A 1,339-nucleotide genomic window follows, 5' to 3' on the forward strand; every position below is an offset into this window, starting at 1 on the left:
GCCAATGGTATGGACCCCGCCCTCGCGGCGGAGTGAAATCTCGGACGTAAACTGCAGCGAAGGAGGAATGTCATGCAGATCGTTCGGATAGGGTTGGACTTGGCAAAGTACGTGTTTGAGGTTCACGGTGTCGACAGCCGTGGAAAAGCTGTTTTGCGAAAGACATTGCGTCGCGATGCAGTGTCCCGCTTCTTTGCCAATCTGCCACCGTGCCTAGTCGGCGTCGAAGCCTCGAACGGAGCGCATTATTGGGCAAAGGTGCTGACCGACCTCGGTCATGAAGTGCGGCTGATCAGCCCTCAGTTCGTGACGCCCTATGTCAAATCCAACAAGAATGACCGGAATGATGCAGAAGCTATCTGCGAAGCCGTTGGCCGGCCATCCATGCGCTTCGTGCCGCCGAAATCCGCCGACCAGTTGGCGGTACAAGCCATTCATCGCATTCGCCGGCGACTGGTTGCAGACCGGGTGCGACTCGTCAATCAGATCCGTGGTCTCCTCTCTGAGCATGGGATTGTCATTGCCCGTGACATCTCGCAACTGCGGCGCCGCCTCGCGGACGTTATCGGCAGGAGCGACGATGGCTTGAGCGAACTCGTCCGCTCGCTTATGAGGGACCTACAGACGGAAATGGCCGACCTCGATCTGCGAATAACGTCCTATGACCGGCGAATACGGGAGATCTTCCGCAACAGCGAGCCGTGCCAGAGGCTTGGGAAGATCGAGGGCATCGGACCTGTCACGGCAACAGCGTTGATTGCCGCTGTCGGCGACCGATCCTGCTTCAAGAATGGTCGCCAGTTCGCCGCATGGCTGGGCCTCGTACCGAAGCAGCGATCGAGTGGTGGTCGAACTCGATTATATGGCATCAGCAAGCGTGGTGACCGCTACTTGCGTACTCTGCTGATCCACGGCGCTCGAGCAGCTTTGGGTCGCGCCGGCGGCAAACAGGATCCACGGAGCCTCTGGCTTAATAAGTTACGGCAACGCCGACATCCCAACATAGCGGCCGTCGCACTTGCCAATAAGAATGCACGGATCGTGTGGGCCATGCTCGCCGGCGACACATCCTACGAACCGGCGCTGACCGTAAAGGCAACCTGAGGCAAGGCCACAAAAGGAAGAAAGAAAAGGAGGTCTCACCCCGGCAATTGCAGCAAATGGCAGGAGATGGCGAAACGGTCACACCGTCGCTTCCCAAACTTGGTGTGTGGACCGGCATGGCTTCGGCCAATGTCTTGGAGCCATTGAGGTGGAAGCGGGCGAAAACCCATCGAGGCTCGCGGCGAAAAATAGTCGAGCCGCATCAGGAAGCCGGATATACGTCAGCAGTTGTGGC

At 58.3% G+C, this 1,339-nt stretch carries 1 protein-coding gene; it reads left to right on the top strand.

The window, feature by feature from the left end:
* Positions 1-72 precede the first annotated feature (72 nt).
* A complete protein-coding gene (locus tag ABIE63_RS17535) occupies positions 73-1,104 on the top strand; it encodes an IS110 family transposase (protein ID WP_354506706.1) in 1,032 nt (343 codons plus the stop codon).
* Positions 1,105-1,339: the final 235 nt, after the last annotated feature.

It is taken from the genome of Limibacillus sp. MBR-115 (assembly GCF_040549425.1).
Classification (GTDB): Bacteria; Pseudomonadota; Alphaproteobacteria; order Kiloniellales; family CECT-8803; genus Limibacillus; species Limibacillus halophilus.